This is a genomic window from Nocardioides panacisoli (assembly GCF_019448235.1).
In the GTDB taxonomy this organism is placed as follows: Bacteria; Actinomycetota; Actinomycetes; order Propionibacteriales; family Nocardioidaceae; genus Nocardioides; species Nocardioides panacisoli_A.
On record NZ_CP080409.1, the window covers coordinates 2,220,699 to 2,246,573 of the forward strand.

Annotated in this window: 26 protein-coding genes; 4 read left to right on the forward strand and 22 right to left on the reverse strand. The window is 70.3% G+C overall.

Annotation, left to right across the window (positions count from 1 at the left end; all coding sequences use genetic code 11):
• Window positions 1-26: 26 nt before the first annotated feature.
• From KUV85_RS10935 to KUV85_RS10945, 3 genes are read right to left on the reverse strand one after another with little or no spacing between them, the layout of a single operon-like run.
• Window positions 27-1,625 (reverse strand): ABC transporter permease, encoded by a 1,599-nt coding sequence (locus tag KUV85_RS10935; RefSeq protein ID WP_219959923.1) that lies wholly within the window; start codon window positions 1,623-1,625, stop codon window positions 27-29.
• Window positions 1,622-2,521, reverse strand: a complete 900-nt coding sequence (locus KUV85_RS10940; protein WP_219959924.1) for an ABC transporter ATP-binding protein — start codon at window positions 2,519-2,521, stop codon at window positions 1,622-1,624. The genes KUV85_RS10935 and KUV85_RS10940 overlap by 4 nt, the downstream gene beginning before the upstream one ends.
• A complete protein-coding gene (locus KUV85_RS10945) occupies window positions 2,518-3,180 on the reverse strand; it encodes a TetR/AcrR family transcriptional regulator (protein WP_219959925.1) in 663 nt (220 codons plus the stop codon). The genes KUV85_RS10940 and KUV85_RS10945 overlap by 4 nt, the downstream gene beginning before the upstream one ends.
• A 226-nt stretch (window positions 3,181-3,406) precedes the next feature.
• Between KUV85_RS10945 and KUV85_RS10950 the strand changes: the two genes are divergently transcribed.
• Entirely contained in the window at window positions 3,407-4,768 is a 1,362-nt protein-coding gene (locus tag KUV85_RS10950) for a glycoside hydrolase domain-containing protein (RefSeq protein ID WP_219959926.1), read from the forward strand.
• A 21-nt stretch (window positions 4,769-4,789) separates the two neighbouring features.
• Here KUV85_RS10950 and KUV85_RS10955 read toward each other — a convergent pair whose 3' ends face one another.
• The 5 genes from KUV85_RS10955 to KUV85_RS10975 form a co-directional block, all read right to left on the reverse strand.
• Complete coding sequence (locus tag KUV85_RS10955) at window positions 4,790-5,236, reverse strand: DUF3817 domain-containing protein (protein ID WP_219959927.1); 447 nt, start codon at window positions 5,234-5,236, stop codon at window positions 4,790-4,792.
• Entirely contained in the window at window positions 5,233-5,898 is a 666-nt protein-coding gene (gene purQ / locus KUV85_RS10960; RefSeq protein WP_219959928.1) for a phosphoribosylformylglycinamidine synthase subunit PurQ, read from the reverse strand. The genes KUV85_RS10955 and purQ overlap by 4 nt, the downstream gene beginning before the upstream one ends.
• Window positions 5,898-6,146 carry a phosphoribosylformylglycinamidine synthase subunit PurS gene (purS, locus tag KUV85_RS10965; RefSeq protein ID WP_219959929.1) on the reverse strand — a complete coding sequence of 83 codons (249 nt, stop codon included), beginning with the start codon at window positions 6,144-6,146 and terminating at the stop codon, window positions 5,898-5,900. The genes purQ and purS overlap by 1 nt, the downstream gene beginning before the upstream one ends.
• A 56-nt stretch (window positions 6,147-6,202) precedes the next feature.
• The gene (locus KUV85_RS10970; RefSeq protein ID WP_219959930.1) at window positions 6,203-7,774 is read right to left on the reverse strand and encodes a long-chain-fatty-acid--CoA ligase; all 1,572 of its coding nucleotides are present in this window, start codon (window positions 7,772-7,774) and stop codon (window positions 6,203-6,205) included.
• A gap of 101 nt (window positions 7,775-7,875) precedes the next feature.
• Window positions 7,876-8,781 (reverse strand): phosphoribosylaminoimidazolesuccinocarboxamide synthase, encoded by a 906-nt coding sequence (locus tag KUV85_RS10975; protein ID WP_219962894.1) that lies wholly within the window; start codon window positions 8,779-8,781, stop codon window positions 7,876-7,878.
• Window positions 8,782-8,859: 78 nt separating this feature from the next.
• Here KUV85_RS10975 and KUV85_RS10980 point away from each other — a divergent pair, with 78 nt between their 5' ends.
• A complete protein-coding gene (locus KUV85_RS10980; protein WP_219959931.1) occupies window positions 8,860-9,477 on the forward strand; it encodes a hypothetical protein in 618 nt (205 codons plus the stop codon).
• Between the two features lie 16 nt (window positions 9,478-9,493).
• Complete coding sequence (locus tag KUV85_RS10985) at window positions 9,494-9,811, forward strand: antibiotic biosynthesis monooxygenase family protein (protein WP_219959932.1); 318 nt, start codon at window positions 9,494-9,496, stop codon at window positions 9,809-9,811.
• A 118-nt stretch (window positions 9,812-9,929) separates the two neighbouring features.
• Here KUV85_RS10985 and KUV85_RS10990 read toward each other — a convergent pair whose 3' ends face one another.
• The 10 genes from KUV85_RS10990 to purD all read right to left on the reverse strand — a co-directional run bounded on the left by KUV85_RS10990 (window position 9,930) and on the right by purD (window position 20,688).
• Window positions 9,930-11,180, reverse strand: a complete 1,251-nt coding sequence (locus KUV85_RS10990) for an ABC transporter substrate-binding protein (protein WP_219959933.1) — start codon at window positions 11,178-11,180, stop codon at window positions 9,930-9,932.
• Between the two features lie 81 nt (window positions 11,181-11,261).
• A complete protein-coding gene (locus KUV85_RS10995; protein WP_219959934.1) occupies window positions 11,262-12,368 on the reverse strand; it encodes a branched-chain amino acid ABC transporter permease in 1,107 nt (368 codons plus the stop codon).
• Complete coding sequence (locus KUV85_RS11000) at window positions 12,365-13,258, reverse strand: branched-chain amino acid ABC transporter permease (RefSeq protein WP_219959935.1); 894 nt, start codon at window positions 13,256-13,258, stop codon at window positions 12,365-12,367. The genes KUV85_RS10995 and KUV85_RS11000 overlap by 4 nt, the downstream gene beginning before the upstream one ends.
• The gene (locus KUV85_RS11005; RefSeq protein WP_219959936.1) at window positions 13,255-15,090 is read right to left on the reverse strand and encodes an AMP-dependent synthetase/ligase; all 1,836 of its coding nucleotides are present in this window, start codon (window positions 15,088-15,090) and stop codon (window positions 13,255-13,257) included. The genes KUV85_RS11000 and KUV85_RS11005 overlap by 4 nt, the downstream gene beginning before the upstream one ends.
• Window positions 15,087-15,881 (reverse strand): ABC transporter ATP-binding protein, encoded by a 795-nt coding sequence (locus KUV85_RS11010; RefSeq protein WP_219959937.1) that lies wholly within the window; start codon window positions 15,879-15,881, stop codon window positions 15,087-15,089. Before KUV85_RS11010 ends, KUV85_RS11005 begins: the two co-directional genes overlap by 4 nt.
• Entirely contained in the window at window positions 15,878-16,666 is a 789-nt protein-coding gene (locus KUV85_RS11015; protein ID WP_219959938.1) for an ABC transporter ATP-binding protein, read from the reverse strand. Before KUV85_RS11015 ends, KUV85_RS11010 begins: the two co-directional genes overlap by 4 nt.
• A gap of 142 nt (window positions 16,667-16,808) precedes the next feature.
• Window positions 16,809-18,227 carry an adenylosuccinate lyase gene (purB, locus tag KUV85_RS11020; RefSeq protein ID WP_219959939.1) on the reverse strand — a complete coding sequence of 473 codons (1,419 nt, stop codon included), beginning with the start codon at window positions 18,225-18,227 and terminating at the stop codon, window positions 16,809-16,811.
• A gap of 148 nt (window positions 18,228-18,375) precedes the next feature.
• Window positions 18,376-18,873 (reverse strand): GNAT family N-acetyltransferase, encoded by a 498-nt coding sequence (locus KUV85_RS11025; RefSeq protein WP_219959940.1) that lies wholly within the window; start codon window positions 18,871-18,873, stop codon window positions 18,376-18,378.
• Window positions 18,874-18,875: 2 nt separating this feature from the next.
• On the reverse strand, window positions 18,876-19,388 hold the full coding sequence (locus KUV85_RS11030; protein ID WP_219959941.1) for a GNAT family N-acetyltransferase: 513 nt from the start codon (window positions 19,386-19,388) through the stop codon (window positions 18,876-18,878).
• A 4-nt stretch (window positions 19,389-19,392) separates the two neighbouring features.
• On the reverse strand, window positions 19,393-20,688 hold the full coding sequence (gene purD, locus KUV85_RS11035) for a phosphoribosylamine--glycine ligase (protein ID WP_219959942.1): 1,296 nt from the start codon (window positions 20,686-20,688) through the stop codon (window positions 19,393-19,395).
• A 169-nt stretch (window positions 20,689-20,857) separates the two neighbouring features.
• Between purD and KUV85_RS11040 the strand changes: the two genes are divergently transcribed.
• Entirely contained in the window at window positions 20,858-21,493 is a 636-nt protein-coding gene (locus tag KUV85_RS11040; protein ID WP_219959943.1) for a hypothetical protein, read from the forward strand.
• Between the two features lie 233 nt (window positions 21,494-21,726).
• Here KUV85_RS11040 and KUV85_RS11045 read toward each other — a convergent pair whose 3' ends face one another.
• The 4 genes from KUV85_RS11045 to KUV85_RS11060 form a co-directional block, all read right to left on the reverse strand.
• The gene (locus KUV85_RS11045; RefSeq protein ID WP_219959944.1) at window positions 21,727-22,317 is read right to left on the reverse strand and encodes a hypothetical protein; all 591 of its coding nucleotides are present in this window, start codon (window positions 22,315-22,317) and stop codon (window positions 21,727-21,729) included.
• 134 nt (window positions 22,318-22,451) lie between these two features.
• Window positions 22,452-22,901, reverse strand: coding sequence for a DUF4265 domain-containing protein (locus KUV85_RS11050; protein ID WP_219959945.1), 450 nt, complete (start codon window positions 22,899-22,901; stop codon window positions 22,452-22,454).
• A 145-nt stretch (window positions 22,902-23,046) separates the two neighbouring features.
• Complete coding sequence (locus KUV85_RS11055; RefSeq protein WP_219959946.1) at window positions 23,047-24,324, reverse strand: HNH endonuclease; 1,278 nt, start codon at window positions 24,322-24,324, stop codon at window positions 23,047-23,049.
• A gap of 218 nt (window positions 24,325-24,542) precedes the next feature.
• A complete protein-coding gene (locus KUV85_RS11060) occupies window positions 24,543-25,826 on the reverse strand; it encodes an adenylosuccinate synthase (RefSeq protein ID WP_219959947.1) in 1,284 nt (427 codons plus the stop codon).
• Window positions 25,827-25,875: the final 49 nt, after the last annotated feature.

The following is a 25,875-nucleotide window of genomic DNA, read 5'->3' on the forward strand; positions in this document are numbered from 1 at the left end:
GCCGGCCCACCGAGTCGGGCGCCGCGTCAGTGGGCGACGAGGTCCCGCTCCCGGAAGCGCCAGAGGCCGGCAGCAGCGGCGAGCAGCGCCAGGGCGAGCAGTACGCCGCCCGGCGCCAGCGCGAGCTCCTCGACGGGCAGCTGGGGCTGGTGCCAGAACGGCGACAGCCCGGCCACCGCGTCGGGCAGCTGCAGCAGCCCACCGAGGTAGTTCTGCAGCATCGCGAACCCGAACACGACCCACGCGAGCAGTGCCCACCGCGGCACGGCCCCGTGGAGCAGTACGCCGATCGCCCCCACGAGCAGGGCCGCGGGCGCCTGGGCGAGCGCGGCCCCGGTGAGCGAGGCCATCCGGTCCGACTCCCCCGTCACCAGCCAGTGCGCCGCCCCACTGGCGAACCCGGTGAGCGCGAACGCCACGAGGGTGGCGAGCACGGTCACGACCAGCGAACCGACGGCCCAGCCGACGCGCGACTGGCCACGGGCCAGCACGATCTCGGCCCGGCCGTCGTTCTCCTCGCTGCGCAGCCGCAACGCCGAGGCCAGCGTGAAGGCGGAGGTGATCACCGCCATGAACCCGACGGTGTAGGCGAAGAAGCCATCGACCAGGGTCCCGGACTGCGCCGCGAAGATCTCGGCCATCTCCGGGTTGTCCTCGACCAGCGACTCGACCTCGCCCGCGAAGGAACCGAACAGCGCGGACATGCCGACGAGGAAGACCAGCCAGCCCAGCACCAGGCCACGCTGCAGTCGCAGCGCGAGGCCGACGCTGGTCCCCAGGCCGGCACGGGCACGCGGCCTGCCGGGGCGGGCCTGCCACAGGCCCGACCCCTCGTCGCGGTGGGCGGTCAGGACGCCCGCACCGAGCAGGACGGCGCCCGCGAGCCCGAGCAGGGCGAGGACCGGCCACCACTGCGGGTCGCCGTAGGGCCGGATCGCCTGGGCCCAGCCCAGCGGCGACAGCCAGGTCCAGAACGTGCCGTTGACGTCACCGACACCACGGATGGCGAAGAACACCCCGAGGGTGCCGCCGGCGATGCCGAGCGCGCCGCGGGCCGAGGAGGTCAGCTGGGCGGCGAGCGCCGCGACGCCGGTGAACACCAGGCCGATGCCGGTCACCGAGGCCCCGTGGAGCACCGAGCCGCCCGGATCGAGGCCGGTGGCGATGAGCAGCCCGGCGTCGACGACGCCGAAGGCCAGCGAGGCGGCCACGGCGACCGACACCGCCGAGACGGTGTGGGCGTGGCGGCCGAGCACACCGCCGCGCAGCAGCTCGGCGCGGCCGCTCTCCTCCTCGGCGCGGGTGTGGCGGACCACGAGGAAGACCACCATCAGGCCCGTCACCACCGCCGCGGCCGACGAGAGCTCGTAGGACACGATGCCGCTGAGGTTGTCCACGTCGTAGGGACGACCGTTCATGAAGCGCCCCGCCGCGCTGCTGCTGACGGTCTCCCCGTAGCCGGCGATCTTGCGCGGGGTGTCGTAGAGCGCCTTGCTCGAGAGCGCGGAGACACTCGTCAGGGCCCCGAACCCGAGCACCCACACCAGGAGGCGGATTCGGTCGCGCCGCAGGATCAACCGCACGAGGTGGCCGGTGCCCGCCGTCTGGGCGCGGACGGCGCTCATGAGGTCGCCTCGACGCGGTCGTCGGCGTACTGGCGCAGGAAGAGCTCCTCGAGCGTGGGCGGGTGCGCCTGCAGCGACCGGACACCGGCAGCGGTGAGCGCGGTCAGGGCGCCCTGGAGCTGGTCGGAGTCGACCTCGAAGGTGACGCGCCCGTCCTGCTGCTCGACCCCGTGGACGCTGCCGATCCCCGACAGGTCCGCGGGTCGCTCGGTCTCGGCCACCACGGTGGTGCGGGTGAGGTGGCGCAGCTCGTCGAGCGTGCCCGACAGCACCGAGGCGCCGGCACGGATGATGGTGACCCGGTCGCACAGCGCCTCGACCTCGGCGAGGATGTGGCTGGAGAGCAGGACCGTGGCCCCGTCGGCCTTGAGCTCGGCCACGCACTCCTGGAAGACCGCCTCCATCAGGGGGTCGAGGCCGGAGGTCGGCTCGTCGAAGATGTAGAGGTCAGCACGACCCGCGAGGGCGGCCACCAGTGCCACCTTCTGCCGGTTGCCCTTGGAGTAGGTGCGGGACTTCTTCGCGGGGTCGAGCTCGAAGCGGTCCAGCAGCTCGGCCCGGCGGCGCTCGTCGAGGCCGCCGTTCATCCGGCCGAGGAGATCGATCACCTCCCCACCGGTCAGGTTGGGCCAGAGGCTGACGTCGCCGGGTACGTAGGCGATGCGCCGGTGCAGTTCGACCGCGTCGCGCCAGGGGTCGCCGCCGAGCACCTCGACCCGGCCCGAGTCGGCGCGCAGCATGCCGAGGAGGACGCGGACGGTGGTGGACTTGCCGGCGCCGTTGGGGCCGAGGAAGCCGGCGACCTCGCCGGGCGCCACGGTCATGTCGAAGGCGTCGAGTGCACGGACGGCCCCGAAGGTCTTGGTGAGGCCGGCGATGTCGATGACGGCGGTCATGGCTGCTCCTGGGTGGTCGGGGCGTCGAGATGGGCGAGGTAGGAGTCGAGGATGGTGTCGTCGGCCAGGAGGCCCTGGGTGAACAGCTCCAGGCCGGGGAGGGTGAAGCCGTCGAGGTAGCGGCGCCAGGTGACGGCGAACTCCTCGCCCTCGGGCGCCAGGGCGAGCTCGAGCAGGAGCGCACCGAGCTCCATGAGGGTGAGCACCCGGGCACGGCCCGCGGGGTCCCGGCTGGGCTTGACGGTGCCGTCGGCGACGCCCTGCTCGAGGTAGGTCTCGCCGTCGGCGAGCATCCGGTGCCAGAACGCGCGCGCCGTGGGCCCGCCGGCACGCAGGGCCTGCATGACGTACTGGACGAGCGGGCCGTACTCCTCCATCGCGCCGAACTGCTCGAGCAGTCCGCGCGCCTCGGGCCCGGCGTGCTCCTCCTGGGCACGCAGCAGGTCGTCGAGCACCCAGGTGTCGCAGGCCTCGCGCAGGCCCGCCTTGGAGCCGAAGTGGTGACGGATCAACCCGAGGGAGACACCGGCCTCGTCGGCGATCGCCCGCAGCCCGATCTCGAACCCGGACTCCGCGAAGAGCCGGATCGCGGCCGCGCGGATCCGGGCGGGGGCCGCGAGGTCATCGGTGGTTGTACGCACGTACAACATCTTATACATGCGTACAGTCTCGCGCCAGCAGCGACCGGCCGCTTGTGAATTACAGGCGTGTAGTTGCCGCGATTGTCTGTTACCCGTGTGATTTCTGGGGTTATTGTGCTTTCGCTTCCGATCGCATTCCCCACCTTGGAGCTTCCCCACCATGCCTGCTCTGCCTGCCCGGCCCGATCGACTCGGTCGGTCTGCCCGTCCCCGCACGTGGACCCGCGCCGTCGTCCGTTCGACCGTGGCCACCGCTGCCGCCGCGGCCCTGGCGGTCTCCCTGCTGCCCGGCAACGCGGGCGACCGTGCCGGAGGCTCCGGCGCGAGCGAGGCCGAGGACCGACTCCAGCTCGTGGGCACCAACAACCCGGTGACCCCCGGCAACTTCAACGGCTACGCCTTCGACCAGTGCGAGGCGCCGTCGCAGAAGACGATGAACACCTGGCTCAACCACTCGCCGTACCTCGGGGTGGGGATCTACATCGCCGGCGACCAGCGGTTCTGCCGCGAGCAGGCCAACATCACCCCGAAGTGGATCAGCACCCAGCTGAACAAGGGGTGGAAGCTGCTGCCGATCATCCTCGGGCCGCAGGCCTCCTGCCAGCCGCGGTTCCCCCGGTGGGGCGGCAAGTCGATCACCCCGTGGCCGGGCAAGAAGGGCAACTACTGGTGGGCGCGCCAGCAGGGCCGCGAGGAGGCGAAGAACGCCGTCGCGGTCGCGCAGCGCCTCGGCATCGTCAAGCGCAGCACGCTGTTCTACGACCTCGAGGGCTTCGACATCAGCAATCGCGACTGCCGCGAGTCCGCGCTGGCCTTCCTCAACGCATGGACGGTCAAGGTCAAGAGCCTCGGCTACCTCTCCGGCGTCTACTCCAGCGCCGGGTCGGGCATCAAGGCCCTCGACAACGCCCGCAAGGCCGGCACCCACCGCATGCCCGACCAGATCTGGATCGCCCGCTGGGACGGCAAGGCCAACACCTCCACCACCTACATCGGTGAGCAGGGCTGGCGCCCCGGTGGCCGCCTGAAGCAGTACCTCGGTGGTCACAACGAGACCTACGGCGGCACGACGATCAACATCGACTCCAACTACGTCGACCTCGGCCGCGGGATGCACGCCGGCTCGGAGAAGCACTGCGGCGGCGTCGACATCGACCTCAGCCGCTACCGCCCCGTCCGCCCGAAGTGGACCGGGTCCGCCCAGCGCCCCGTCCAGACCAAGGCCCTGCAGTGCCTGCTGAAGGAGAAGGGCTACTACGACCGCAACATCAACGGGCACTACTGGCCGCCGACGCGCAAGGCCGTCAAGGCCTGGCAGCGCGACCAGAACCTGAAGGTCACCGGCAACTTCTGGCGCTACCACTGGGTGGCCCTGCTCTCGCAGGGCAACCGGAACCCGCTGAAGTTCGGCTCTGCCGGCAGCGACGTACGCCGCGCCCAGCGCGCGCTCAACGCCGCCTTCTGGAACCTCCAGGGCCCCGTCGACGGGCGCTACACCAAGTCCCTCGGCAACGCGGTGGAGCGCTACCGCAAGAAGGTCGGCCAGGGCAGCTCGGAGATCCTGCACTGGGGCACGTGGAAGCAGCTCCAGCGCGGCAAGAAGTGACGGCTGGGTCCGTCGGTCGGCTCAGCCGACCGGCGGACCGGCCAGCAGGGCACCCACTGTGAGGACCGCGACCGCGGCGACGCCGGCCAGCAGGCCCTGACCGGGACGGCGCACCAGCCAGGCGGTGACCCGCTCGGGCACCGTGGTCGGCCCCTCCGAGGCGAGTCGCCAGGAGCCGGCGAGCAGTGCCTGCCGCTCGGCGTACCACTCGAAGGCGAGCGTGGCGAAGGGCGGGATCGCGCTCACCAGGCCGAGCAGGACCCGGCGCGCCGACCATCGCTGGTCGGTCCCCACCACGACCGTGACGAGGCAGTAGGCGATGAAGGCGACGCCGTGCAACGGGCCGAACACGCTGACGCCGACCTCGGTGCTCTCGGGAACGTACTTGAGGTACATCCCCGTCAACAGGCCCGCCCAGGTGCAGGCCTCGGCGATCGCGACGCCACGGAACAGCAGCCGCGGGCTCATGCGAGGGTCCGCTCGGCCAGCGAGGCGAAGAATCCCAGGCCGTCGGTGCCGGAGCCGGTGAGCGCCTCCACCGAGTGCTCCGGATGGGGCATCAGGCCAACGACGTTGCCGGCCGCGTTGGTGATGCCGGCGATGTCGTTCATCGAGCCGTTGGGGTTGCCCAGGTAGCGCACGACCACCTGCCCCTCCCCCTCGATCCGCTCCAGGGTCGCGGCGTCGGCGACGAAGCCGCCCTCGCCGTTCTTGAGCACGATCGTGATCTCCGCGCCCTCGTCGTAGGTGTGGGTCCACGCGGTGCGCGCATTCTCGACCCGGAGCCGCTGGTCGCGGCAGACGAACTTGCGGTGGTCGTTGCGGATCAGCGCACCGGGCAGCAGGTGCGACTCGCACAGCACCTGGAAGCCGTTGCAGATGCCGAGCACCGGCATGCCCTTGCCGGCGGCCTCGATCACCTGGGACATCACCGGCGCGAAACGCGAGATCGCACCGCAGCGCAGGTAGTCGCCGTAGGAGAAGCCGCCCGGCAGCACCACCGCGTCGACACCGTGCAGGTCGGCGTCGCCGTGCCACAGTGCGACGGCCTCGTGGCCGCCGATCCGCACGGCGCGCCGGGCGTCGGCGTCGTCCAGCGAGCCGGGGAAGGTGACGACCCCGACCCGCATCAGGCGTCCTCGACGTGGACGGAGTAGTCCTCGATCACCGGGTTGGAGAGCAGCTTCTCCGCCATCTGGTGCACCTCGGCGAGCACGGCGTCGGTGACCTCACCGTCGACCTGGAGCTCGAAGCGCTTGCCCTGGCGGACGTCGCTGACCCCGGTGAACCCCAGGCGCGGCAGCGCGCCGTGCACTGCCTTCCCCTGCGGGTCGAGGATCTCCGGCTTCGGCATGACTGCTACGACGACTCGAGGCACGGGTCGATCCTACGGGTGCCGGATCGCCGCTCGGTCGCCGAGTCGGCGCAAGCTCCTCAGCTGAGCTCGCGCTTGAGGATCTTGCCGGTGGCCGTCATCGGCAGGTCCTCGACGATCTCGATGATCCGGGGGTACTTGTAGGCCGCCATCTGCTCCTTGCACCAGGCCACGAGGTCCTCCGGGGTGCTGGTCGCACCGTCGTGGAGGATCAGGAACGCCTTGATCTCCTCGCCGTGGCTCTCGTGGGGTACGCCGATCACGGCGGCCAGCGAGACCTCCGGGTGGCTGAGCAGGACCTCCTCCAGCTCACGCGGGTACACGTTGTAGCCGCCGCGGATGATCATGTCCTTGGAGCGGTCGACGATGTAGTACCAGCCGTCGGCGTCCTTGCGGGCCAGGTCACCGGAGCGGAACCAGCCGTCCTGGAGCACCTCGGCGGTCGCCTCGGGACGGTCGTGGTAGCCCTTCATGATGTTGTGGCCCTTGATGGCGATCTCGCCGACGCCGGTCTTGCCGTCGTCCTGGAGCTCATCGGAGATCTCCTCCCAGGACTCGGGGTCGAGCAGCTTCATCTCCACACCGGGGATCGGCGTACCGATCGAGCCGACGCGGGGCGGCTCACCGAACCGCGAGAAGCTCGCCACCGGCGAAGTCTCCGAGAGGCCGTAGCCCTCCAGGATCGTCACGCCGAAGCGCTGCTCCACCTCGCGGTGGACCTCGGTCGGCAGCGCCGAGCCGCCGGCGACGGCGACACGGAGGTTCTCCCGGACCGCGTCGGCCTTGGCCTGGTCGTCCAGTGCGCCGAGGAGGCCCCAGTACATCGTGGGCACGCCGCCGAAGAAGGTGACCTTCTCCTTGACCATCAGGCCCAGGGCGGGCTCGGGCTCGAAGCGGGGCAGCATGACCACGGTGCCGCCGTAGGCGAAGGCGCCGTTCTGGATGACCGACTGGCCGAAGGAGTGGAACAGCGGCAGGACGCACAGGTAGGTGTCGGGGTTGGCCGCGTCGGCCCCGAAGAGGGCCTCGCCGGACTGGGCGTTGTCCCGCATGTTGCGGTGCATCAGCTCCGCGCCCTTGGGCTGGCCGGTGGTGCCGGAGGTGTAGAGGATCACCGCGGTGTCGTCGTCATCGGTGGCGACGGTGTCGAAGGTCGGGGGCTGCTCGGCGATGCCCTGGCCCAGCGTCTCGGTGCCCTCGACCGGCGACGCGGCGGTCGGGTCGACGGTGATCATGAAGAAGTGCTCGCAGGCCTCGGCGTCGACGAAGCCGGCGTGGCCCTCCTGCCCGATCGGCAGGTCGGCGGTGCCCTCGAAGCAGAAGTAGGCCTTCGCGTCGGAGTCCCCCAGGTGGTAGGTGACCTCGCGGGCCTTGAGCAGCACGTTGAGCGGGACGACGGTGGCGCCGGCCTTGAGGATGCCGAAGTAGACGATGGAGAAGTAGGGCAGGTTCGGGCAGCTCAGCGCGACCTTGTCGCCGGGCTGGATCCCGCGCGAGACCAGCAGGTTGGCCACCTGGTTGGCGGCGCCGTTGACCTGGGCGTAGGTGAGCCGGGTGTCCCCCAGCACGATCGCCTCGCGGTCGGCGTACTCCTGGGCGCTGTCTTCGAGCAGGGCAGCAAGATTGGTCATGGGCGACAAACTACTGGCCGGTTGTGTCCGTCGTCACCAGCACCGTGCACTGATTCCCAGCGCTGGATTGGTGGCAGCGCACAACCGGCGCCACCGACTCCTCAGAAGGTCTCGCCGGTGAGCCGCTCGTAGGCCTCGACGTACTGCGCCCGGGTGTGGGCCACCACCTCCGGCGGCAGCGACGGCGGCGCCTCACCCGAGGCGCGGTCCCAGCCGGACTCGGCCGACAGCGCCCAGTTGCGCACGATCTGCTTGTCGTACGACGGCTGGGCGCGGCCGGGCTGCCACTGGTCGGCCGGCCAGTAGCGCGAGGAGTCCGGGGTCAGCACCTCGTCGGCCAGCACGATCGCACCCGACTCCCCCGGCGCCAGGCCGAACTCGAGCTTGGTGTCGGCGAGGATGATGCCGCGGTCGCGGGCCATCTCCTCGGCACGCCGGTAGACCGACAGCGTCAGGTCGCGCAGCCGGTCGGCGACCTCGCGCCCGACGGTGGCGACGACGGCGTCGAAGTCGACGTTCTCGTCGTGGTCGCCGAGCTCGGCCTTGGTCGCGGGCGTGAAGATCGGCCCGGGCAGCCGACTGCCGTCCTCCAGCCCGTCCGGCAGCGGGTTGCCGCACACCTCGCCCGTGGCGCGGTAGTCCGACAGCCCCGAGCCGGTCAGGTAGCCGCGAGCGACGCACTCCACCGGATACATGTCCAGCCGCTCGCAGATCACCGCGCGGCCGCGCACGGCCTCGGGTACGTCGGCGTCCGCGGCGGAGAGGACGTGGTGCGGCACCAGGTCGGCGAGCTGGTCGAACCACCACAGCGACATCCGCGTCAGGATCTCGCCCTTGTCGGGGATCGTGGTGTCGAGCACGAAGTCGAAGATCGACAACCGGTCGCTGGCCACCATCAGCAGGTGGCCGGCGTACGCGCCCTCGGTCATCTCGTAGAGGTCGCGCACCTTGCCCGAGTGCAGGTGGCGGGCGCCGGGCAGGTCCGGTGCGGGAGGGATGTTGGGCATCGACACGCCCACAGCGTAGAGCCCGCTCAGGCGGGGGGCGGCGGCGGACAGTGTCGGGCCGAGTGGCATGGTGAGGCCATGCCGGAGTCCGCAGATGAGGTCTACGCCCGGATCCAGGAGACCGTCGGTCCGGACGGGCGCCTGCCGATGCCGCTGCAGAGCCAGTGGAACATCTTCCCGTGGGAGGTCGTCGACGGCGAGATCGTCCCGAAGGTCATCCCGCCGCCGGGCACGGAGGCGGTGCGCAAGGGCGACGACGACGCGCATCCGTTCGCGGAGGACGCCGAGGTCGACGCCGACCGGCTGGTCTGGGAGGACGAGCACTGGACGCTGAGCCACCCCGGCCGCCCGACCGGGCTGCCCGTCGTCCTCACCCTGACGCCGAAGGTGCGCGTCGACTCCGGCGTCCTCAGCGACGACCTCGCCTCGGAGATGGGGCGGATCATGAACCGTCTCGTGCGCATCATCGAGAACCTGCCGCACATCGGTCGGGTCCACGTGCACCGGTGGGGCGACTCGACCTCGCACCTGCAGGTCTGGTTCTTCGCCCGCACCGAGGGCCTCACCAACGTCCTCGGCCCGCTGGCCACCGAGTGGAACCTGATGATCCCGCCCGGGTCGGAGAAGGTCTGGCGCGAGGACCTGCACACCATCGCGCTCAAGCTCGCCAACTGGGGCGGGGACGCACGCGCCTGAAGTCCGGGAGGACGCCATGTCGGTCGTGAAGATCAACGCCATCCACGTGCCCGAGGGCGCCGGCGAGGAGCTGGAGAAGCGGTTCGCCGCCCGGGCCGGGAGCGTGGACAAGTCACCCGGGTTCCTCGGGTTCCAGCTGCTGCGCCCCACCGCCGGCGACGACCGCTACTTCGTGGTGACCCACTGGGCCGACGAGGAGTCGTTCGCCGCGTGGCGCGACGGTGACGCCAAGGCCGCCCACGCCGACGCCCCGGGCGAGGAGCCCAAGAAGCCCGTCGCCACCGGTGCCGACCTGCTGGAGTTCGACGTCGTCCTGGACGTGAAGCCGGCCTGAGGACCGCCGAGTCGGCGCGAACTCGGCTCGAAAACGGGCCGAGTCGGCGCGAACTCGTCGAGTTCACGCCGACTCGGCGCTGTCGGTGGCTGGGTCAGCTCGACTCAGCCGGGGTGGATCACTTCATCTCGTAGCACGGCGTCTCGGTGAACTCGTAGCTCTCCGCAGTGGGGCCGACGAACGGCTCCGCAGCGACCTTGAGCTTGGAGTCGGCCGCGGGGTCGACCGCGTTGAGCTGGGTCTCGCGGACCGCCTGGTCGTTGGGCTCGGCGGAGTAGTTGCCGGTGCCCTCGGGCAGGGTGCCCTCGCCGTCCACGCCGGTCAGGCTCTGCGCCGCCTCGTAGACGCCCTCGCGGGTGACGTCGTCGTTGGCGATCGCCTCCTCGAGAATGGCCTTCATGACGTAGCCGCTGGCGTAGCCGATGGAGTACCAGTCGTTCGGGGCCATGTCACCGGCCGTCTCCCGCATCCGCTCCATGCCCGGGAAGTCGGCGTCCCAGACGGGGAACGACGTCGCCTGCATGTACATCGCCTCCAGCGCCGGGGCTGCCGGCGACTCCAGCAGGGCGGTGTTCCAGGTCGGGATCGAGCCCACGAACATGGTCTGGAACTTCTGCGCGGCCACGCCGCCGACCACCGTCGCCAGCTCCTGCGGCGTGGTCGCGACCAGCACCAGGTCCGGCTTGGCCTTGAGCACCGCACCGATCGCGGCGGACTGGTCGTCACCGGCGCCGACGGTGCCGGTCTCGATGGCGGTGAAGTCCAGTCCGTTCTCCTCGGCGGCGATGCGCGCGCCGACCATGGCGTCGTCGCCGTAGTCACCGGGCAGGTGCACCACGGCGACGCTCTTGGCGCCCTGCTCCGCGGCGTAGTCCACGACGTTCATGCCCTCGGCGCAGTAGCTGGTGCCGACCTGGATGGCGGCCTCGTCCCAGATCCAGTTCGAGCCGAGCGAGGCCGGACCGACGATCATGCTCTCGTCGGTGGCGTCGCCCAGGATCGCGTTGGTGTGCGCTGTGCCGAGCGACTGCGAGATCGCCAGCACGTCGTCCTTGATCTTGTTGAACGCGTCCGCGTGGGCGGTCACGTCGTAGCCGCTGTCCTCGACGTGGCTGGTGACGTCGACCTCCCAGCCACCCTCGAGGCCGCCCTCGGAGTTGATCTGCTCCCAGAACGCCGCCTGCCCGGCGGTGAACGGCTCGCCGACGCCGGCGAACGGTCCAGTCAGGTCGGTGATCGTGCCGAGCGCGATGGTGCCGCCCTCGCCGTCACCGTCGCTGACGCCGGCGTCGCCACCGTCGTCACCACGGCCACAGGCGGAGACCGCGAGGCTCATCGCCAGCACACCGGCCAGCGCGCTGGCCCTCATCTTGTTCCTTTTCACAGTTCCTCCTGTGGTTGGTGGTGCAGTCCCCCTGCACACGGTTGGGGGTCGGTGGGATTCGTTCGGTCAGTAGGAGAAGGGGAAGCTCTTCCAGTAGATGCGGATGCGGTGCCAGATGCCGAAGAGGCCGCGCGGCTCGAAGAGCAGGAACGCGACGATCAGCACGCCGTACATCACCTCCTGGAACTGGAAGACGTTGGGCGACTCGCTCGCCGAGGTCGACAGGAACGGCACGAAGGCGGGCAGCTCCTCGGCGATCCGCGGCAGCATCGCGATGAGCATGGCCCCCATGATCGTCCCGGAGATCGTCGCCACGCCACCGATCAGCACGATCGCGATGAACTGGATCGACATCAGCAGCCCGAACTCCTCGGGGGTGAAGCTGCCGATCCCGGCGTAGAGCAGGGCACCGCAGACACCGGCGTAGAAGGAGGAGATGGTGAACGCGATGACCTTGTAACGGGTCAGGTTCACGCCCATCACGCCGGCCGCGACATCACGGTCGCGGATCGCCTGGAACGCGCGGCCGACGCGGGACCGGGCGATGTTGCGGGCGAGCACGCCGAAGATCACCAGCAGCACGAGACCGAACCAGAACAGCTTCTGCTCCTCGGTGAACGCGCCACCGTCGGTCAGGTTCATCCCGAACAACACCGGCTCGGCCGCGCCGCGGCTCTGCTCGGCACCACCGCTCATCTCACGGAATTCACGGAAGAAGTACTGCCCGATGAACACCAGGCCGAGGGTGACCACGGCCAGGTAGAGCCCGCGCAGTCGGGTGGCCAGCGGCGCCACGATCGCGCCGAAGACGGCAGCCACGGCGCCCGCACCGAGCAGCCACAGCGGGACGAACTCGATGCCGTAGCCCAGCCGGCGGGCGTCGGGGTCGCCGGAGATCACTGCGGCGGTGTAGGCACCGACGCCCACGAAGAAGGCGTGGCCCAGCGACACCTGGCCGGCGTACCCGGTGACCAGGTTCAACCCGATCGCACCGATCGCGAGCACCAGCCCGGTGTAGAGGATGGCCAGCAGGTCATCCGGGGTCATCAGCGGCAGCAGCGCGGCCACCACCAGGAGCACTGCCGTGCCCAGCGCCTTCGACCGGGTGTCGAACAGCGCCATGTCCTGCTTGTAGTCGGAGTAGAGCTCCGGACGTCCCCACGGTGGCCTCATACCCGCTCCACCTCCTTGGTGCCGAAGAGTCCGTAGGGCCGCACCAGCAACACCACGAACATCACCAGGTAGGGCGTGATCAGGAACAGGTTGGTGTCCAGGAAGGGGAACCACTCGCGGTGGTAGTCACCCACCACGCGCTGGACGACACCGATGATCAGCCCGCCGAGCACGGCACCCCCGAAGGAGTCCAGGCCGCCGAGGATGATCACCGGCAGCGCCGCCAGCGCGACCAGCCACAGGTTGCGGTCCATCGTGCCGCCGGTGTTGGAGGCGGCGAAGACGCCCGCGACGGTCGCCAGCGCCCCGGCCAGTCCCCAGGACACCGCGAAGACCGCGCCCACGCTGACGCCCTGGGCCATCGCGGCCTCCTGGTCCAGCGCCGAGGCCCGCATCGCCAGGCCGATCGGGGTCCAGCGGAAGAACGCGAAGAGTGCGGCGACCAGCACGGCCGCCACGATGAACGCCGCGATGTGGCGCTCGTAGACGGTCACGCTGCCGATCGAGACGGTGGCGTTGCCCCACGGGTCGCCGATCGGGCGCGGGTCGCGACCGATGAAGGCACCCGCGACGGTGCGGACGATGACGTCGATGCCGATGGTGATGATGGCGATGACGAAGACCGCCTTGCCCACCATCGGGCGGATCGCGACCCGCTCGACGACCAGCGACACCCCGGCGATCGCGATCGCCGCGACGGGAACGGCGAGGAAGAAGCCGATCTCGGGCGCGAGGTAGGTCACCAGCAGCGCGCCGGCCATCATGAACGCCGGCTGGGCGAAGCTGATCACCCCCATCGCCTTGTAGATCATCACGAAGCCGACCGCGAGCAGGGCGTAGATGGAGCCCTGGCCCAGGCCGCCGGCGATGGAGCCGAGGAGGTCACTCATGCCCGACCTCCGGCGTACATCTCGGCGACCAGCTCGTGGTACCTCGCATCGATCGCGGACCGCTTGACCTTCTGTGTCGCCGTCAACTCCCCGTCCTCGTGGTCGAGCTCCTTGGGCAGCATGCGGAATGCCTTCACCTGCTCCACCGGGTTGAAATGGGTGTTCACCTCGTCGACCACGCCCTGCACGAGCTTGTGCACCTCCGGCTTCTCCGAGAGGTCGCGGTAGGTCGTGAAGGCGAGGTTGCGCTGCTGCGCCCACGCCCCGACCGTCTCCAGCTCGATGCCGATGAGCGCGGTGAGGAACTTGCGGCCGTCGCCCATGACGACCGCCTCCTTGACGTACGGCGAGGCCTTGAGACTGTTCTCGATCTCCGAGGGCGACACGTTCTTGCCGCCGGCGGTGATGATGATGTCCTTCATCCGGTCGGTGATCTTCAGGTGCGTGCCCTCGACCCACACCCCCACGTCACCGGTGTGCAGCCAGCCGTCGGCGTCGATCGTCTCGGCCGTCGCCTCCGGGTTGCGCCAGTAGCCGACGAAGTTCGCGCCGTGCCGGGTGAGGATCTCGCCGGTCTGCTCGTCGAGCTTCACCTCGATGCCCTCGTGGGCCTCCCCGACCGTGCCGAGCCTGACCCGTCCCGGCCGGTTCGCGGTCGCGATCGCGGTGTTCTCGGTCATGCCGTACAGCTCGTGCATGGGTACGCCGATCCCCATGAAGAACTCCAGCACCTCCGGGGCGATCGGGGCAGCGCCGCTGCTGCCGTGGCGGACCTTGCGCAGCCCGAGCCGGTCGCGCAGCGCGCGGAAGAAGCAGATCCAGCCGATCGCGTAGACGATGCGGGTGCCGGCGGTGTGGTTGCCACCGGTGCGCACCAGCGTGGCGCCGATGCGTTCGGCGCGCTTGAGCCAGAAGCCGGACCACGTCCGCTTCAGCCAGGTGGCCGACTCGAGCCGGATGCGAGCGCCGGCCAGCAGCTTCTCCCAGATCCGCGGGACCGCGAAGAACAGCGTCGGCTGCACCTCGCGCAGGTTCTGCGGCACCGTGTCGATGGACTCGGCGAAGTTGACCTGCGTGCCGATCCCGGCGTTGTACCAGGTCGTGAGCACCCGCTCGGCGACGTGGCACAGCGGTAGGTAGGACAGCGTCAGGTCGTGCGGGCCCGGCGGCGGGTCGGAGAATGCGCTGCGCTCCAGAACCGTCTCGAGGGCGAACTCGACGTTGCTCACGGTGAGCATCGCGCCCTTGGGCGGCCCGGTCGTGCCGGAGGTGTAGACCAGCGTCATGACGTCGTCCGGCGACGCCTCGGCCATCCGTGCCTCGACGGCGCCGGGGTTGGCCGCGCGGTGCTCGCGCCCCAGGTCGAGCAGGTCGGCCCACGAGAGCAGCCGCGGGTCGTCGTACTTCTTCAGGCCGCGGTCCTCGACGTGGATGATCCGCCGCAGCTCGGGCAGCTCCTCGGGCACGTCGAGCGCCTTGTCGACCTGCTCCTGGTCCTCGGCGAGGTGGATGCTGGTGCCGCTGTGCGAGAGCAGGTAGCCGGTCTCGGCGGTCGGGTTCGTGGGGTACATCCCCACCGCGGTGGCGCGCACCGCGACGGTCGCCATGTCCAGGAACAGCCACTCGGGGCGGTTCTCACTCTGGATGCCGACCCGGTCGCCGGGCTCGACGCCGAGCGCCAGCAGGGCGTGGCCCACGTCCTGCACGGTGTCCCAGTACTGCGCCCAGGTGATCTCGCGCCACAGCCCCAGCTGCTTCTCGCGCATCGCGATCGCGTCGGGCATCGTCTCGGCCCGCTCGCGCACGCGGGTCACGACGGTGCGGATGCTCATGCGTCTCCCTCGCTCGTCGCCAGCTCCCCGCCGAGGTAGGCGCGGATCACCTCGGGGTGCTGCTGCACTTCCGCGGGTACGCCGGTCGCGACCGGCGTACCGAAGTCGACGACCAGGACGCGGTCGGCGATGTCCATCACCAGGCCCATGTCGTGCTCGACCATGATCATCGGGATGCCGAGCTCGTCGCGGATCTCGAGGATGAACCGCGCCATGTCCTCGGTCTCCTCGAGGTTCATGCCGGCGACGGGCTCGTCCAGCAGCAGCAGCTTGGGGTCCATCGCGAGTGCGCGGCCGAGCTCGACCCGCTTCTGCACGCCGTAGGGCAGCAGGCCGACCGGCATCTTGCGCCACTGCTCGAGCTCGAGGAAGTCGATGATCTCCTCGACCCGACGGCGGTGGGCCAACTCCTCGCGGCGGGCCGGCCCGAGCCAGGCGAGCGCGGCCATCGTGCCGTAGCCGATGTGCTGGTGCCGGCCCAGCATCAGGTTGTCGATGATGGTCAGGTTGGCGAACAGCTCGATGTTCTGGAACGTCCGGGCGACGCCGCGGCGTGCCACCTTGTGGGTGGCGAGGCCGAGCAGGTCACGTCCCTCGAGCTCGACGCGTCCCTGCTGGGGCCGGTAGACGCCGGAGATGACGTTGAAGATGCTCGTCTTGCCGGCCCCGTTGGGGCCGATGACGGCGAAGAGTTCGTGGGAGTCGACGTGGAAGCTGACGCCGTTGACCGCCGTGACCGCTCCGAAGGAGAGGTGGACGTCGTCGAACTCCAGGACTCGCTGCGTACTCATGATGCCCACCGCTTCCGACGCTTGTAGTGCTTGACGTCCCGGAAGGACTTGGCAGCCTCACCCTCCGCTCCGAGCCCGAGATAGAACTCGCGGACGTCGTCGTCCTCGAGGAGCTCCGCGGCAGGCCGGTCCATCACGATGCGGCCGTTCTCGATCACGTAGCCGTGGTGGGCGATCGAGAGCGCCATGGTGGCGTTCTGCTCGACCAGGAGGATCCCGGTGCCCTGGTTGTTGATCTCGACGATGATGTCGCGGATCTGCTCCACGATCAGCGGCGCAAGGCCCAGCGACGGCTCGTCGAGCAGCAGGTAGCGCGGGTCGGACATCAGCGCCCGGCCCATCGCCAGCATCTGCTGCTCACCGCCGGAGAGCAGGCCCGCCTGGCCGTCCTTGCGGTCGGCCAGCACGGGGAAGAGCTCGAAGACGCGCGCCATGTTGGAGCGCAGGTTGCGCCGGTCGGCGTACCCACCGACGCGGAGGTTCTCCTCGACGGTGAGCTCCTTGAAGACCCGCCGTCCCTCCAGCACGTGCTTGACGCCCTTGCGCGCCCAGGCGGCTGCCTTCAGGCCGCCCACCTCGGCGTCGTCGAGCGTGACGGTGCCCTTCTCGATGGCTCCGTTGTGGATGTCGAGCAGTCCCGACAGCGTCCTGAGCAGCGTCGACTTGCCACCACCGTTGGCGCCCAGGAGCGCCACGATCTGGCCGTCGGGCACCTCGAGGCTCACCCCACGCAGGGCCGGCACGACGTCGTCGTAGACGACCTCGAGGTTCTCGACCGCGAGCATCAGTTGTCTCCCTCATTCCTGTGATCGGCCTCACAAGTGGGGGAGAATGTAGCGGCTCAGCGTGGGGCCATGTGTGACATCTCGCACACTGTTTGCGGACGTCGATGTCACCCTCCGCACAACGACGCGCGCCGGGGTTGCGTCAGAGGATCGCGCCGGGCTCGTACGTCGCCGCGTCCGGTTCGGCGGCCACGAGTTCGGCCACGCGACGACAGACCTCACGGGTCTGCGCGACCGCCGCTCCGGTGAAGGTGAGCGGCTCGGCCACCAGGCTGGCGAGCTGCTCCTCGGTGAGCCCGAGTCGCTCGTCGGCGGCGAGCTGGGCGAAGACGTCGTTCTCGGCCTGGCCCTGCCGCATCGCCAACGCCGTGCCGACCGCGGCCTCCTTGATGGCCTCGTGCGCGGTCTCGCGGCCGACGCCGTTGCGCACCGCGGCCATGAGCACCTTGGTGGTCGCCAGGAACGGCAGGTAGCGGTCGAGCTCGCGCTGGATGACGGCGGGGAACGCGCCGAATTCGTCGAGCACGGTGAGGAAGGTCTGGAACAGCCCGTCGACGGCGAAGAAGGCGTCCGGCAGCGCGACGCGGCGTACGACGGAGCACGAGACGTCGCCCTCGTTCCACTGGTCGCCCGCGAGCTCGCCGACCATGGACAGATAGCCGCGAGTGATGACGGCCAGGCCGTTGACGCGTTCGCACGAGCGGGTGTTCATCTTGTGCGGCATCGCCGAGGAGCCGACCTGGCCCTCCTTGAAGCCCTCGGTGACGATCTCGTTGCCCGCCATCAGGCGGATCGTCGTGGCGAGGTTGGAGGGGGCCGCGACCAGCTGCACCAGCGCGGAGAGGGCGTCGAAGTCGATCGAGCGCGGGTAGACCTGGCCGACGCTGGTCAGCACGCGGTCGAAGCCGAGGTGGGTGGCGACGCGCTGCTCGAGGTCGGCGAGCTTGTCCTCGTCGCCGCCGAGCAGGTCGAGCATGTCCTGGGCGGTGCCCATCGGTCCCTTGATGCCGCGCAGCGGGTAGCGGCCGAGCAGGTCGTCGAGGCGCTCGAGCCCGAGCAGCAGCTCGTCGGCCACGCCCGCGAAGCGCTTGCCGAGCGTGGTGGCCTGGGCGGCGACATTGTGCGAGCGGCCGGCCATGACGGTCGTCTCGTGCTCCGCGGCGAGCCGCGCCAGGCGCGCCAGGGTCGCGATGGCGCGGACGCGCAGGAGTTCGAGGGACTGCTTGACCTGGAGCTGCTCGACGTTCTCGGTGAGGTCGCGCGAGGTCATGCCCTTGTGGATGTGCTCGTGGCCGGCGAGGGCGCTGAACTCCTCGATGCGCGCCTTCACGTCGTGCCGGGTGACGCGCTCCCGCTCGGCGATCGAGTCGAGGTCGACGCGGTCGACGACCTTCTCGTAGGCATCGATGACGCCGTCGGGGACGTCGATGCCGAGGTCGCGCTGGGCGCGCAGCACCGCGATCCACAGCTGTCGCTCGAGGACGATCTTGTGCTCGGGCGACCAGATCTCGGCGAGGTCGGCTCCGGCGTAGCGAGTGGCGAGGACGTTGGGCACAGTCACGGTGCCCGATTCTCCCACGCCCCGACCCGGCGCGAGGAACGAGCGCCGGGTCGGATCAGGCTGGGAGGTCGAGTAGTGCCGCTGCTGAGCTTGCGAAGCAGCGACGCGCGTATCGAGGCCCACGGCGCCGACGGGCCGCCGTCGGGGATCACCCGCGTGGACGGACCAGCACCAGGGTGTCGTCGTCGCCGGAGGCGCGGACGTCGGTGAAGCCGCGCACCGTCAGCAGCCGCAGCGCCACGCGGTTCTCGGGCCGCACCCGGGCAGGGACACGTACGCCGGCCGCATCGGCCAGCGGCAGCAGCGCGGCGAGCGCCTCGGTCATCGCGCCGTGTCCGCGTGCGGTCGGGACCAGGCCGAACCCGACCTCGACCTCGGGTACGTCGTCCGCGGCCGGCTCGGGCGGGCCGAAGAAGCCGACCGATCCCATGACGGCGCCGGTGCGCAGCGACACCACCGAGCGCGGGCCCCAGGGGTCACCCTCGCGCCACAGGCCGGCGGCGTCGACGTCCTCGCGGCGCGGGAACTCCGGGTGCCAGTGGTCGAGGCGGCCGCCCTCGCGCAGGGCGGTGACGGTGGCCGCGTCCCACAGCGGCAGGGCGAGGCGCTGGGTGGTGATCGCCGCGGGCAGGGCAGGTGCGGACACCGTCACTCCCCCACGCGGGTCGCGTCGTCGCCGAGCATGCGCTGCCACCAGGCGACGTCGATCCACCGGTCGAACTTGCGGCCGACCGCGCGCATCACGCCGAGCCGTTCGAAGCCGCAGGCGCGATGCAGGGCCTCGCTGGCGTCGTTGGGCAGCGCGACGCCGGCCAGGGCCGTGTGGACGCCGGCGCGTTCGAGCTCGGCGAGCAGGGCGTCGTACAACGCGCGCCCGACGCCGCGGCCGGTCGCGTCCGGGGCGAGGTAGACGGTCGTCTCGCGGGTGTTCGTGTACGCCGCCCGGTCGCGGTAGGCGCCGGAGTAGGCGTAGCCGAGCAGGTCCTGGCCCTCTTCGGCGAGGAGGAAGTGGTCGCCGGGGTGGTCGCTGGTGAGCTTGTCGAGCCAGCGCTCGCGCGGCGGTGGCTCGAGCTCGAAGGTGGCGTGGCCGGTGCGCACGTGATGGGCGTAGATCGTGCCGATGGCGTCGACGTCGGCCTCGGTCGCGGGTCGGACCTGCACGGGCTCAGGGCTCCAGCGCTGCCGCGCCCTCGACGACGCCGAGTGGTTCGGCGGCGATGTCGGTGCGGCGCTGCAGGCCGTCGAAGGCGATGAGGTCCGCGGCGGCGTACGCGCGGGTGCGGGCGTCGGCGACGTCGTACCCGACGGCGCGGACGGAGAGCACGCGCCCGCCGGCGGTGACCAGTTGCTGCGAGTCGTCGCTCCCCGTCAGCGCGGTGCCGGCGTGAATGACGTCGACGTCGCTGACGCCGTTCGCGCGGCCGACGCCGGTGATGACGTCGCCCTTGGAGGAGGACTCGGGGTAGCCGGCGGAGGCGAGCACGACGCTGACGGCCGCGCCGTCACGGAAGCGCGGTGCCGGGACCTCGGCGAGCCGGCCGTGGGCGGCGGCGTGGAGCAGTTGGCCCAGTGGGGAGTCGAGCAGCGCCAGGACGGGCTGCACGTCGGGGTCGCCGAACCGGGCGTTGAACTCGATGACGCGCGGACCGGCGTCGGTGAGCGCGAGGCCGACGTAGAGGCAGCCGATGAACGGTGCGCCGCGGGTGCGCATCTCGTCCAGCGTCGGCTGCACGATGTCGTCGATCACCGTCGTGGCGAGGTCCTGCGGCGCCCACGGCAGCGGGCTGTAGGAGCCCATGCCGCCGGTGTTGGGGCCGCGGCCGCCGTCGAAGATGCGTTTGAAGTCCTGCGCCGGCTGCAGTGCGTATGCCGTGGTGCCGTCGCAGACCGCGAACAGCGAGACCTCGGGGCCGTGGAGGAACTCCTCCACCACGACGCGGCCGCACGCCTCCGCGTGGGCGAGGGCCTCGTCGCGGTCGCTGGTGACCACGACGCCCTTGCCGGCGGCCAGCGCGTCGTCCTTGACGACGTACGGCGTGCCGAACTCGTCCAACGCTGCGGCGGTCTCCTCCGGGTCGTGGCAGGTGCGAGCACGGGCGGTGGGTACGCCGGCGGCTGCCATGACCTCCTTGGCGAACGCCTTGGAGCCCTCCAGCTCTGCCGCGGCACGATCGGGCCCGAAGACCGCGATCCCGGCACCGCGGAGGTCGTCGGCGACGCCGGCCACCAGCGGCGCCTCGGGGCCGATGACGACCAGGTCGGCCCCAACCTGCTGCGCGAGCGCGACCAGCGCTCCCCCGTCGAGCGGATCGACGGCGTGCAGCGTGGCGTCGGTGGCCATGCCCGGATTGCCCGGAGCCGCGTGCAGCGCGGTCACCGCCGGGTCCGCAGCGAGCGCGCGGACCAGCGCGTGCTCCCGGCCGCCGGTGCCGACGACGAGGACGGTGAGTTCAGTCGTCACGGGCGCTCAGCCTACGCGGGGCGGGTGTCAACGAACCCACCGCGGCCCACTGGCTGCTCAGGGCCTGCCTGCTCCCCCAGCGCGGCGTGCGGAACTTGGCGGAGGCCTGATTCAACACGCGGTGCGGGTCAACGCAATTGGGACGACTGAAAGGCACGAGACTGGCGTGGTGGACCACGGAGCTCGAGGTGTCGAACGAGTGTGGTCGTGGGCTGCGTCTGGGGCCGAGGCCGAGGCACGCCGCCGCGACGCGCACGAGTTGGTCGGGGAGTACCTCCGGTCCGTCCACTACTTCACGATCGACTATCGACGGCAGGACGTGCATCCGGAGCTGATCGACGACGGTCCCCGCATCATCGAGGCCAATTCGGAGTGGCTCGATCCGCCGTGGCTCCACGAGGGTTTTGACGCGATCGAGTTCGGACTCGAGATCGCCACCGAGTCAGGTGCTGTCTTCTCCCTCACGTGGGATCCACCGGGCGAGCGCGAGGGGATCGGCCTACAGCGCGTCGCAATGCTCGGCAGCGGTGTCCACCGCGACGCGGGAGTGGGCATCTGGGACGTGGGTGCGCGCACACCTGCGTGGCGGTTGCTGGTCGGACGACGAATCACCGGCGTCGACCTTCACTACGAGCCCTGGGACGAGGAGACCGGAAGTCTGTGGTGCCCACGCATCACGGTGCGCGGCGAGAGTGGCCGTGTCGAGATCGTGATGGGGGACGCCGAGAACGGCCTCCTCGTGCCATCCGCAGACAACGTTGCAGTGCTTCACTCAGGTACTGAACGATTGGCCGACGGCCACTGACCAACGCCGGCCGGATCGAGATCCTTACCGCCGCATCCGAGCACCTCGGCACTCCGCCATCTGCAATGTGCTCGACGTTTCTGCTGAGCCCCGGCGTCCCACGGATGCGCTCCCCGGGCACTTCCGTGGGAGCACCCCGCACAGGCTGTTCCCAACCAACCCCCGGCCTGTCGCAGCGTGCCCTCGGAATGAGGCATCGTCGCCGCAAGAGCATCGGCTACCAAGTCGTCCGCTCACCCGCTCGGACGTGCGTCCCTTTGATCCCATGCAGACGGCGCCGCGGTGAGGGCAGCCACGCACCAGGGGACAGGCGCGGGCGCCTCTTCGGAAGGCAGTGAGGTCATCCATTCGAGCGCCGCTCGGGCGTCCGCCATGTTCGAGAACAGGCCAAAGCCGTTGAGACTGATCCCGGTTGCACTCGCGAGGTCATCGGCGTAGGAGTGACAGTGCCACGAGTGGAAATCAAGGGAGTCTTCGGCACCCAACAGTTCGTACCCGAGGAGCGTCCCTGCGGCTGGTTCCTTGCGGCCCAGGAGGGCGAACCACGGCTGCTCCGGGCCGCCCATGTTCTCGATCAGTCGGCTCGCTTCATCCGGCTTGAGCCCGACAGCGACCAACTGAGCGTCGGCACACATCGATTGCGCGTGATGCGCCTCGGCAAGGTCTTGAAACCAGTCCCAGTGGTCTGGCCGAGGCAGCTTGTCCTGAATGCAGTCGCTGATCGTGATGATCTCGGCGGGGACCGACCGATTACCCGGTGGCGGTGCCGCCGCGCGGACCAATACGTAGCCTCCAGTGATCGGCGACGAAGCCACGACATTCACGGGCAGATCGTAGGACAGTGACAACCATACGGCCGCCGATCGGCGGCGTGGGCGCCCCGCAGACCGAACGAGAGCCGGTCGTCCTGGGGGGCGGCAGGCGGGACAGACAAGCCCGCATCGCGGCATGCATGCTGTCAGGTTGTGCGCTGACGGCCGGTCTCGTAGGCCAGATGTTCTGCACGTTCTTCAAGGGCCAACCTGTTGGCTATCTCCCGCGCTCGAGTGGTGTCGCACCCCAACCCGAGGAGCGCGTCGCTCCAGCCCTCGATGAGGCAACCCATCGCTCCGAAGGTCTCTACGACTTCCGGCAAGGTGGTCCCGCCCTCGTGCAGGGCCACACGGAAGGTGGACTGGCCACCGTCGGCCAGAACATCAGTGGCCACCAGTGGACCCTCGGCAGACGCGATGGCCGCGACCTGGTCCCCGAAGTTCAGGTCGTAGGCGAAGAGTGGCACTGCGCACAGCAAGAACGAGCCGTCCGGCTGCGTTGCGGCGCGCAGTCCTTCCCAGACCTGTCGGCCGCCCTCGGGAGGCAGCGCGCACCACACCGTCGTATCAGCGGCATCGGCTTCGCTGACCGGCACGAGGCGGCCATCTTGAAACCGTCCCGTGGGACTCGGGTGTTCTAGGTAGTCGGCCCACATTGGCGCACACCGTACTGAGTCAGGCCTGCACGCTCGTCAGCATGTGACGCCCACGGTATCCACGATTGCCTGCGGCGCGCCACCGTCAGCTGGTTGTTCGCTCACGCTGGTGGCCGGGCGTGGGTGGGGCTGTGGATCGGTGGTGGTGGCCGGTCGGGGTGCGGGTGTGGACCGTGTGTCGTGGGCCGGGTCCGGCGCGGGCGACCCAGCCGGGGGCTTGTTTGGCGTAGTTGCAGGCCTCACACAGGGCTTGGGTGTTCTCGGTCGTCGTGGGGCCGCCGGTGGCGACGGCGTGGACGTGGTCGGTGTGGCGGATGGGTGCGTCGCAGTAGGGGGTGCGGCAGGTCTGGTCGCGGGTGGCGATGAAGTCCGCGAGCCCGGCTGGTGCGGTCCGGCTGCGGGAGGTCTGGGCGACCAGGGCTCCGGTGCCGGGGTGGGTGTAGAGCTGCTGGAACCACAGCCCGACGGCACTGTTGGTGGCGTGGGTGATGAGGTCGCGGGCCCACTGGGCGGGGACGGTGTCGTAACCCTCCAGGTGGGCCGGCTCACTGTTGCCTTGGAAGAGGGTGCGGTCGGTCAGCACCAGCTTGACCGCCACGTCCGGCCCCACCGCCGGTGAGCGGCCGGTGAGTCGTTCGACCATGGCGTCGGCCATCACCTGGCCACGGGACCGCTCATCCCCAGTGCTGCGGGCGGTATCGGCGGCTCCCTTGAGGGCGGCGTAGCAGGCCACCCCGTCCGCCACCGGGAGCAGTGCGGAGAACCGGACCATGGTGTCGGGGGCGGGACGGATGGAGACGTGCCGGTCGGCGGCGGCCTTGCGGGCCCGGTCGACCAGGCCGTGGGGGTCGATGCGGTAGACCAGTCGGCGGGCTTCGGCGACCAGTCGCCGGTCACCCCAGCCGGCCGCCTCGGGGCCGTTGAGCTGTCGGTCGACCTCGGCCCGGTCGCCACGACCCAGGCAGGCGGTCTCGCGGGCGATCAGGGTGGCACGCCACTCACTCAACGACCCCTCCCGCAGTGCGGTGAAACTGTGCGGGAGCTCGTCGACGAGTGCCTTCGCCAGCCCGAGGTGTCGTCCACCGCGGGTGGGTGACTCGCGGCGAGCCAGCGCGATCTCAGCCCCGACGCCCCGGCCGCGTTGGGACGCGGGCACGCCGAGGCACTCCTCGGCGGCCTCGCGCTGGTCGGCGAAGTCCACCGTGGCGCGAGCCTGCAACGCCGCGGCGGTGGACTTCAGGTCCTCCAACTCACGGACCAGGTCGATCAGTTCGGACTCCGAGAGCTGCCCGGGCAGCGGGGTGCCGGCGCGGTCGGCCAGCGTCTCCCGGGTCTCGTGGACCTTCTCGAGCAGTTCGAACATGTGTTCGATGATAGTGGTGGCCACCGACATCCGGATGCGGTCGCGGGGACCCTGTGGATGGTCTCGACACGTCGCTCGCTGCGCTCGCTCCGGCTCGACCACCAAGGCCACGTCGCGCTCGGACCTGCGGCGGCGCTCGCTCCGGCTCGACCAGCAAGGCATTGCGCTCGCGCCGGCTCGACCACCAATACCCGGTCGACCGCCAAGCAGGGGCGCGGTCAGACGAGGGGGTGGATCACCACGGACTGCTCGCGCTCGGGTCCGACGCCGAGGACCGACATGCGGGCGCCGGACATCTTCTCGATAGCGCGGACGTAGGCCTGGGCGTTCACGGGCAGGTCGTCGAAGTCGCGGCAGCCCGAGATGTCCTCGCTCCAGCCGGGGAAGTACTCATAGACCGGCACGGCGTGGTGGAAGTCGCTCTGGTTGACCGGCATCTCGTCGTGGCGTACGCCGTCGACGTCGTACGCGACGCAGACCGGCACTTCCTCCAGGCCGGTGAGGCAGTCGAGCTTGGTGAGCACGAAGTCGGTGACGCCGTTGATGCGGGCGGCGTAGCGCGCGATCACCGCGTCGTACCAGCCGCAGCGGCGGGGACGCCCGGTCGTCGTGCCGAACTCGTGGCCGGCCTCGCGGAGGAAGTCGCCGTTGGCGTCGTCCAGTTCGGTCGGGAAGGGCCCCTCCCCCACGCGGGTCGTGTAGGCCTTCACGATGCCGATGACCTGGTCGATGCGGGTCGGCGGGATGCCCGAGCCGGTGCAGGCGCCGCCGGCCGTCGCCGAGGACGAGGTCACGAACGGGTAGGTGCCGTGGTCGACGTCGAGCAGGGTGGCCTGTCCGGCCTCGAGCAGCACCGTCTCGCCACGGTCCAGCGCCTCACCGAGCAGCAGCGAGGTGTCGCAGACGTACGGCGCGAGCCGCTCGGCGTGGCCCAGCAGCTCCTCCACGGTGCGCTCGACCGAGGGGGCGCGGCGGTTGTAGATCTTGGTCAGCACCTGGCTCTTGAGCTCCAGGGCGCCCTGCACCTTCTGGGTCAGGATCTTCTCGTCGAAGAGGTCCTGCACGCGGATGCCGATGCGGTTCATCTTGTCGGCGTACGTCGGGCCGATGCCGCGCCCGGTCGTGCCGATTTTGCGCGAGCCCAGGAACCGCTCGGTGACCTTGTCCAGCTGCCGGTTGTAGTCGGCGATGACGTGCGCGCTCGCGCTGACCCGCAGGCCGCTGGTGTCGATGCCGCGCGCCTCGAGGCCGTCGATCTCGCTGAAGAGCACGTCGAGGTCGACCACGACACCGTTGCCGATGACCGGCGAGCACCCCGGCGTGAGGATGCCGCTGGGCAGCAGGTGCAGTGCGTACTTCTCCTGGCCGATGACGACGGTGTGGCCGGCGTTGTTGCCGCCGTTGAACTTCACCACGTGGTCGACCCGGCTGCCCAGGTGGTCGGTCGCCTTGCCCTTGCCCTCGTCGCCCCACTGGGCGCCGACGATCACGATCGCGGGCATCGCTCGCTCCTAACGCTTGAAGGACCAGCAATGCAAAGGCCCCAGCGCT

What these genes read in the sequence shown, in the direction of transcription:
- KUV85_RS10985 (WP_219959932.1), top strand. Translation starts at nt 9,494, where the DNA reads ATGTCGGTCGTGAAGATCAACGCCATCCACGTGCCCGAGGGCGCCGGC.
- KUV85_RS10940 (WP_219959924.1), bottom strand. Translation starts at nt 2,521, where the DNA reads ATGACCGCCGTCATCGACATCGCCGGCCTCACCAAGACCTTCGGGGCC.
- purQ (WP_219959928.1), bottom strand. Translation starts at nt 5,898, where the DNA reads ATGCGGGTCGGGGTCGTCACCTTCCCCGGCTCGCTGGACGACGCCGAC.
- KUV85_RS10995 (WP_219959934.1), bottom strand. Translation starts at nt 12,368, where the DNA reads ATGAGGCCACCGTGGGGACGTCCGGAGCTCTACTCCGACTACAAGCAG.
- KUV85_RS11010 (WP_219959937.1), bottom strand. Translation starts at nt 15,881, where the DNA reads ATGAGTACGCAGCGAGTCCTGGAGTTCGACGACGTCCACCTCTCCTTC.
- KUV85_RS10955 (WP_219959927.1), bottom strand. Translation starts at nt 5,236, where the DNA reads ATGAGCCCGCGGCTGCTGTTCCGTGGCGTCGCGATCGCCGAGGCCTGC.
- KUV85_RS10975 (WP_219962894.1), bottom strand. Translation starts at nt 8,781, where the DNA reads ATGCCCAACATCCCTCCCGCACCGGACCTGCCCGGCGCCCGCCACCTG.
- KUV85_RS10945 (WP_219959925.1), bottom strand. Translation starts at nt 3,180, where the DNA reads ATGTATAAGATGTTGTACGTGCGTACAACCACCGATGACCTCGCGGCC.
- KUV85_RS10935 (WP_219959923.1), bottom strand. Translation starts at nt 1,625, where the DNA reads ATGAGCGCCGTCCGCGCCCAGACGGCGGGCACCGGCCACCTCGTGCGG.
- KUV85_RS11000 (WP_219959935.1), bottom strand. Translation starts at nt 13,258, where the DNA reads ATGAGTGACCTCCTCGGCTCCATCGCCGGCGGCCTGGGCCAGGGCTCC.
- KUV85_RS10980 (WP_219959931.1), top strand. Translation starts at nt 8,860, where the DNA reads ATGCCGGAGTCCGCAGATGAGGTCTACGCCCGGATCCAGGAGACCGTC.
- KUV85_RS10970 (WP_219959930.1), bottom strand. Translation starts at nt 7,774, where the DNA reads ATGACCAATCTTGCTGCCCTGCTCGAAGACAGCGCCCAGGAGTACGCC.
- KUV85_RS11005 (WP_219959936.1), bottom strand. Translation starts at nt 15,090, where the DNA reads ATGAGCATCCGCACCGTCGTGACCCGCGTGCGCGAGCGGGCCGAGACG.
- KUV85_RS11055 (WP_219959946.1), bottom strand. Translation starts at nt 24,324, where the DNA reads ATGTTCGAACTGCTCGAGAAGGTCCACGAGACCCGGGAGACGCTGGCC.
- KUV85_RS10990 (WP_219959933.1), bottom strand. Translation starts at nt 11,180, where the DNA reads ATGAGGGCCAGCGCGCTGGCCGGTGTGCTGGCGATGAGCCTCGCGGTC.
- KUV85_RS11060 (WP_219959947.1), bottom strand. Translation starts at nt 25,826, where the DNA reads ATGCCCGCGATCGTGATCGTCGGCGCCCAGTGGGGCGACGAGGGCAAG.
- KUV85_RS11015 (WP_219959938.1), bottom strand. Translation starts at nt 16,666, where the DNA reads ATGCTCGCGGTCGAGAACCTCGAGGTCGTCTACGACGACGTCGTGCCG.